Source organism: Pedobacter sp. CAN_A7, assembly GCF_015752175.1.
Lineage (GTDB): Bacteria > Bacteroidota > Bacteroidia > Sphingobacteriales > Sphingobacteriaceae > Pedobacter.
Window position 1 is genome coordinate 192,930 of the sequence record NZ_JADOUW010000005.1, and the last position, 7,403, is coordinate 200,332.

The window sequence follows — 7,403 nt, forward strand, 5'->3', positions numbered from 1 at the left end:
TGTAAAAAAACACTAAAATCATGAAAACATTAAAAGCTAACTTATTTAAAAAATCTGCCATGCTTATTGGTTTGGTAGCAGTGGTCTTATTCAGTTCATGTAAAAAAGATGACGACGAAATGCCAGCAAATGAAAGCATCACCGATATCGTTGTAGCCAACAACAATTTTTCATTGCTTAAAGCTGCACTTACTAAAGCTGACCTTGTCAATGTATTAGATGGCAAAGGTACTTTTACAGTTTTTGCGCCTAATAATGAAGCCTTTGTAGCTGCAGGCCTGGATACGGAAGCTAAAATTAATGCAGTACCGGTAGAAACCCTGAAAAAGATTTTGCTTTACCATGTATTAGGTCAGCAAGTAACGTCATCTGCCATTGCTACAGCGTCCAACACACCGGTAGAAACCTTAGCTAATGGTAATGTATTTGTAACTAAAAATACCTCTGGCGTTTTTGTAAATGGGGCTAACGTGATTCAGGCAGATATCATGGCAAGTAATGGTGTGATCCATGTAATCAATACGGTATTGATGCCTCCTACTGGAAACATTGTAGAGGCAGCTCAGGCAAATCCTAATTTCACCTTTCTGGTAGAAGCTGTGTTAAGGGCTAGTCAGGGAAGCACCAACTTAGCGCAAGTGTTATCAGGTGCAGGACCATTTACTGTATTTGCACCCACTAATCAGGCCTTTATGAATGCGGGTTTTGCTAATGTCGAAGCCATTCGTGCTGCAGATCCTGCTGTATTAACCAGCATTTTAACTTACCATGTTGTTGCTGCCCGAGTATTTTCAAGCGACCTTACTGAAGGTGCTCAACCTGCCACAGTAAACGGTGGTTCGGTAACCATTACCCTAAATGGTGGTGCTAAAGTTAAAGGAAATACAAATACCACAGCTTCAGTAATTTCGTCAGCTAATATGTTAACCACCAATGGCGTCATCCATGTAATTGATCAGGTATTATTGCCTTAATTAACAGTCCCCTATATTAAATTTCTTAATCCGCATTGGTGTTGAGCTTTTATTAACACGAATGCGGTTTTTTTGTGCCATTGTTAAGCCTTATGCATTTGGATGAATATAAAATATCCGTCACTTCATGTTGAACAAATAATAAGATCAATCAGCTATTTTAATAAAAATTAACAGGCTGTTGTCGAATTGTTTACATTAGTTAAAGTAATCATAAGGCCAATGAAACACAGCCAAAACAGACCCCTGAAACCGGTCCTGCAGTTACCTTCACTCCAGCATCCATGGTCTTTAACCATCGTGACCATACCCAGACTCCGACTTTCTACGGCTTAAATTGTTGCTTTCTTCCATTCCATCCTCCATAAAAAGTAACATAATAAATTAATAATTATATATTTGCAGCTTTTAATGGAATACGCAAGTAGACTCAACTATTACCAAGAAAAGCAAGCTTTAATCAGCATCAACGCTTTCCTATAACTTTAAAGACAACCCAAATGCTAAATTTTGTTCTCTTTGGCCCCCCGGGTGCAGGCAAAGGCACTCAATCTCAAAAATTAATTGATAAATATCAATTGATACACATTTCAACTGGCGACCTGTTTAGGGCGCACATTAAGGATCAGACCACACTTGGTCAAAAAGTAAGTCAGCTTATCGCTGACGGGCAACTTGTTCCTGATGAGATAACCATTGCCATGTTGGAAGAGGAAGTGGATAAAAATCCTCAGGCACAAGGTATTATTTTTGACGGTTTTCCTCGTACAGTACCCCAAGCTAAGGCTTTGGATGCTTTTCTGGAAAGCAAAGGCACTGCCATTTCAGGAGTGATTGCGTTAGATGTTGACCAGGCTGAACTGACTAAAAGAATCGCCCAGCGCCAGCTAGAAACCGGTAGGGTAGATGATCAGGCCGATAAACTTCAAAAACGTATTGAAGAGTATTTTAATAAAACAGTACAGGTTTTGCCTTATTACGAGGCGCAAAACAAATTAACCAAAGTAAATGGTACCGGGGAAATCGAAAATATTTTCACTGATCTGGTTGCTGTGGTTGATCAATTTTAATAAAGATTTGTTAAGGTAGCGGGACGAATGTAAGTTCTTCCCGCTATTTTTGTATATAAGAAATAAGAATAGAATATGTCGCAAGGCTCAAATTTTGTAGATTACGTTAAGATATGCTGTCGTTCCGGTAAAGGTGGAGCGGGGTCTGCACATTTACACCGCGATATTAGAACCGCCATGGGTGGTCCTGATGGTGGTGATGGCGGACGTGGCGGGCACGTAATCCTAAAGGGAAATACCCAGTTCTGGACACTTTTGCACTTGAAATACCGTAAACACATTATGGCTAAAGACGGTGAACCAGGTTCCAGCAGTTTATCTTCCGGTAAATTCGGTAAAGATGAAGTATTGGATGTTCCTTTGGGTACCATTGCTAAGGATGCCGAAACCGGTGAGGTATTGTTTGAAATTACCGAAGATGGCGAAACAAAAATTCTTACTGCTGGTGGTCGCGGTGGTTTAGGTAACTACCACTTCAAAACCCCAACCTTACAAACTCCACGTTTTGCACAACCCGGCGAAGCTGGTAAAGAGCAGTGGGTGGTATTGGAGTTGAAAGTACTGGCGGATGTTGGTTTGGTTGGTTTCCCAAATGCGGGTAAGTCTACCTTGCTTTCTGTAGTTTCTGCAGCTAAGCCCGAAATTGCTGATTATCCTTTTACCACATTGGTACCTAACTTGGGTATTGTTGATTACCGTGGTGGCAAGTCCTTTGTCATGGCCGATATTCCGGGTATTATTGAGGGGGCGTCAAGCGGAAAGGGGTTAGGTTATCGTTTCCTACGTCACATTGAGCGTAACTCAGTGCTCTTATTTATGGTGCCGGCCGATACGAACCGCTCCATCAAAGAAGAATATGAAATCCTTAAAAGGGAATTAGAGTTATACAACCCAGAATTGATGCAGAAACCCCATGTATTGGCGGTGACTAAATCAGATATGTTGGATGAGGAACTTACGGAAGAAATGAAAAAAGACCTTCCAACTCATCTCCCAACCCTATTTATTTCTGCAGTTGCACAAAAAAATATTACCGAATTGAAAGATTTGCTTTGGAAGGCCATTAACGAATAGGTTAATCGTATCTTATAATAGATCTAAAGCCGCTAATATCACAGCACAAGTCTTGCGGATTTCTTCTTCTTTAATAATTAAAGGAGGAGCAATCCGCATTGCTGTTTCACAATGAAGGAACCAGTCGATCACCACCCCACGTTCCCGGCACAGTTCACTCACTTTCTCTACCTGGGTAAAGCTATCCAGCTGTATGCTTATCATCAGCCCAATCCCCCGTACTTCCTGAATTAATGGATGCACAAGTAATGATTTAAACAACCTTCCTTTTTCATTAACCTGCTCGATCAGCTTTTCTTCCAGTAAAACTTCCAGACTTGCCAAACCAGCGCTGCAACAAACCGGATGCCCTCCAAAGGTGGTAATATGCCCAAGAATAGGGTTTTGTTTCAATACCGCCATCACTTCTTGTTTTGCAATAAAAGCACCCATCGGCATGCCGCCACCCAGGGCTTTGGCTAATAACAAAATATCTGGCTGAATGTCAAAATTTTCAAAAGCAAACAATGTACCCGTGCGGCCAAAAGCCACCTGTATTTCATCAAGTATCAATAATGCGCCAACTTCGGTGCAACGTGCACGCAATTTTTGCATATAGGTGCTGGTGGGCACCCTGATTCCTGCTTCTCCCTGTACCGTTTCCACAATCACACACGCTGTTTGCGTTGTGATAAGCTGTAAATCGGCTTCCTCATTGAATTGTATAAATTCAACGTTTGGAAGTAAAGGGCCATAACCTATTTTATATTCCTCACTACCCATCACACTTAAGGCACCATGGGTACTACCATGATATGATTGGTAACAAGATATTATTCCAGTTCTGCCCGTATACTTTTTAGCCAGTTTTAAAGCACCTTCCGTTGCTTCCGCACCCGAGTTCACAAAATAAACATTGTTTAATTCGGCGGGAAGTACTTCAACCAGCTTCCTTGCAAAAGCAATCATGGGGGTTTGTACATACTCACCATATACGGTAACATGCATATACTTGTCAAGTTGTGCTTTAATGGCAGCTAATACTTTAGGATGGCGATGGCCAATGTTGCTTACCGCAAAGCCTGATACCAGGTCAATATACGCCTTGCCGTCTTTATCATACAGATAGATTCCTTCAGCAGAATCTATCTCCAACAAGTTGGGAGTAGTAGAGGTCTGCGCGTTATTTTGAAGGAATAATTGTTTATTGCTAATCATTGATCTTTTAAATTAATCGTCTTGTTGTGCCTATTAATCTACAAGGCTGGTTTTTGATGTTCTCTTCAAGGCGATGGTACCTAAAATACCTGCGATGATAGACGCCAATAAAATACCATATTTAGCCTGGTTGATCATATGCGGATCAGTAAAAGCCAGGTTACTGATAAATAATGACATGGTAAAGCCTACACCGGCAAGTAAAGCCACACCGATGATGTGGTTCCAATTGGACTGATGGGGTAGCTTCGCTACTTTAAATTTAACCATTAACCAGGTAAATAACAGGATGCCGGTAAACTTACCTACAATTAAACCTATAATTACACCTATACTTACCGGGTTAATAATTGCGGTAAAAAAATCAGCACCAATGACCATTCCAGCGTTAGCCAAGGCAAATAATGGCATAATGATAAAGGCTACGTAGGGGTGTAACGAATATTCTATTTTTTGAAGTGGCGTTTCTGCAGCCACACTTAGTGCTTTTATCTCTTCTATTGTTGCATGTTGTTCTGGCGTAGTTAAAGTACTGTTTCTAGGGATTTCTTTTTCAAAAATGGCTAAGAGCGATTTTAGTTTGGAGGCATACACCAATTCATTGATTTTAACCGTGGCCGGAATGGTGAAAGCAGTAAGCACACCTGCAATTGTTGCATGTACACCCGAAAGCAGGAAGCCCATCCACACGCCGGCGCCCATCACTAAATAAAAAGCAGAACTTCTAATGCCCATCAGGTTTCCCAACATCATGAATATCAACACAAGTCCAGCTATTGCTAAAGGAATAAAATTAAGGTCGGCCGTATAGAAAAAGGCAATAACCAATACAGCGCCTAGATCGTCAGCTACGGCGAGTGCCGAAAGAAATACTTTTACGCCCACAGGAATGTGTTTTCCGGCAATAGATAACAACGCTAAAGCAAATGCAATGTCTGTTGCCATGGGAATACCCCAGCCATGTGCAGCTTCAGTACCTTGGTTAATTATAAAATATAATAGGGCCGGCACCACCATACCACCTAGTGCGGCAACCATTGGCAGTGATGCTTTTTTTAAGGTGGACAGCTCACCGTCCATAAATTCTCTTTTAAGTTCTAAACCTATGACAAAGAAAAACACTGCCATTAATCCGTCATTAATCCAAATGTGCAGGGGTTGATTAAATACATAGTTGCCAAAACCTACAGATAGCAGGGTTTCCCATACATGATGGTAACTTTCTGAAAAGGAAGAGTTTGCCCAAAATATGGCTACGATTACACTAAGCAGTAAAACTGCACCACTGGTATACTCGAGGTGAATGAATCTGCTCACTGGAGCTATAATTTTGTCAATAGGGGATTTCTGCATCTTTTAAATAATTTATTGGATTGTGGCAAAAATAAGGTTATTAAATTAAATGGGCCAGTTTGAGCACCATTAAAAACAGATCGCCTTTAGAGTTGTTATTTATAAGTTAAATAAACGTGATATGGCAACTTTCTCAGAATTAATAAAGTCAGATAAACCGGTATTGGTCGATTTTTCTGCTACCTGGTGTGGTCCTTGTAAAACAATGGTGCCGATATTAGATCAGTTAAAAGGTATGGTGGGTGACCAGGCCACCATTTTAAAAGTTGATGTGGATAAAAATCCAGCTGTATCAAGAGCCTATCAAATTCAGGGCGTACCGACATTAATTCTGTTTAAAGGAGGTGAGATTAAATGGCGGCAGTCTGGCGTCATCCAGGCTAACCAGTTAAAATCCATCATCGATGGACACTTGGATTAATTCGCTATTGATATTTTGGTTAGGAAGAGCGGTCTTTAAGAAGGTCGCTCTTTTTCATTTATAAAAACTATATAAAAATTCATAGGAATTGTTACACTCTATACATTCCGGTGCTGATGACGCAATCAGAATTTTGCAGTAAACACTTAAAATATTAAGGGTGTCAAGGTTTCAATCCATGTTTCTTTTTTATTCGATACCTGATCAGGCATGTGATGGTAAACTCAGATTTTGCCCAAATCAGGTCGATATGGAGTACACATGAGTCCATAATGAATACGACATGAATCCGTGTTGAATCCGTGTTTTTCTAGAAATAGTCGTATTCAATAGGTATTGTTGTTAAATTTAACTTTCATTCATGCAAAGGTCGTCTGCTCTCCTGGCAAAATGCCATGAAGCGGAGCAAAGACCTTTACTAAATAAATTCGTTGATTTTTACTATGAATATTGTTGCCAGGATTGGCGTAACCATGGTATTGGTGTTGAACATCTCTTTTAGTTCTGGTGTCAGGGACTAGTTAGGGGGTGCAACGGAATGATTGCATTTGTTTAAATCTGCTTTATGTTCGCCTACTAAAATGATAGCAGTATCGTTTTCATATTTTTGATTTTACTTTTCGTGCGGCCTAGGATATCGCTTAAACCGTGGATAAGAGTTATTCCTTTCGTTCTTAATTTATACATTAGTTTATAAACGATTGAAGTGTTGTTGTTGATATGTTATATAGGTTGCAGAGGCATTTGTTAAACATAGTTACAATCCAATGCGTGTGATAAATACAGGTAATCTTTTAAGTTGAATTTATCAACACAGCTAGTCCTATCCTTTGATAATATATATACAACCGAATTTGGAGATATATAATAGGGGCATCTAAATGTATCGAGCAGTAATATATATGTAGTTAATAACAATATACTTTAATAAGCAGGATTGTGATGATCATCCAGTATATAATATACATCGTATCTTACCTTTGCAGGCCATAGGATGTAGGTATTTAATAAAGTCAAAAATTCTTTTATCAGTAACAGAGCGACTTAGCTATCCTATACAAATATAAGCTACAATTGTTTTGCGGGGATAGAATATTTTCCTACTTTTGCATCCCGCTTCGGAGGAAGGGAAACAGGGAAAAGGATAGAGAGAAGGTTGATTGAAGAGCTAAGTGTAGTAATGTTGTCCTTTAAGGATTGGTTTTCGGACTAAAGAAATTAAAAGAAAAAAGTTTAAATAAAAGCTTGACAATGTTAAAAAGATTACTACCTTTGCCATCCCAAACAACACGGGAATCTTAGCAGCGGAGCTGC

Annotated in this window: 6 protein-coding genes; 4 read left to right on the top strand and 2 right to left on the bottom strand. The window is 39.7% G+C overall.

The genetic code is table 11. The features are described from left to right. The first annotated feature begins 20 nt into the window (after window positions 1–20). The 3 genes from IWX76_RS17490 (at window position 21) to obgE (ending at window position 3,118) form a co-directional block, all read left to right on the top strand. The gene (locus tag IWX76_RS17490; protein ID WP_196861321.1) at window positions 21–974 is read left to right on the top strand and encodes a fasciclin domain-containing protein; all 954 of its coding nucleotides are present in this window, start codon (window positions 21–23) and stop codon (window positions 972–974) included. 500 nt (window positions 975–1,474) lie between these two features. Next, window positions 1,475–2,044 (top strand): adenylate kinase, encoded by a 570-nt coding sequence (locus IWX76_RS17495; RefSeq protein WP_196861322.1) that lies wholly within the window; start codon window positions 1,475–1,477, stop codon window positions 2,042–2,044. A 75-nt stretch (window positions 2,045–2,119) separates the two neighbouring features. Further along, on the top strand, window positions 2,120–3,118 hold the full coding sequence (gene obgE / locus IWX76_RS17500) for a GTPase ObgE (RefSeq protein ID WP_196861323.1): 999 nt from the start codon (window positions 2,120–2,122) through the stop codon (window positions 3,116–3,118). Window positions 3,119–3,130: 12 nt separating this feature from the next. Here the strand turns inward: obgE and IWX76_RS17505 are convergent, their stop codons facing one another. Both IWX76_RS17505 and nhaA read right to left on the bottom strand, forming a co-directional pair. Further along, complete coding sequence (locus tag IWX76_RS17505) at window positions 3,131–4,315, bottom strand: aspartate aminotransferase family protein (RefSeq protein WP_196861324.1); 1,185 nt, start codon at window positions 4,313–4,315, stop codon at window positions 3,131–3,133. A 33-nt stretch (window positions 4,316–4,348) separates the two neighbouring features. Next, window positions 4,349–5,668 (bottom strand): Na+/H+ antiporter NhaA, encoded by a 1,320-nt coding sequence (gene nhaA / locus IWX76_RS17510; protein WP_196861325.1) that lies wholly within the window; start codon window positions 5,666–5,668, stop codon window positions 4,349–4,351. A 121-nt stretch (window positions 5,669–5,789) separates the two neighbouring features. Here nhaA and trxA point away from each other — a divergent pair, with 121 nt between their 5' ends. Next, window positions 5,790–6,089, top strand: a complete 300-nt coding sequence (gene trxA, locus IWX76_RS17515) for a thioredoxin (protein ID WP_196861326.1) — start codon at window positions 5,790–5,792, stop codon at window positions 6,087–6,089. Window positions 6,090–7,403 lie beyond the last annotated feature (1,314 nt).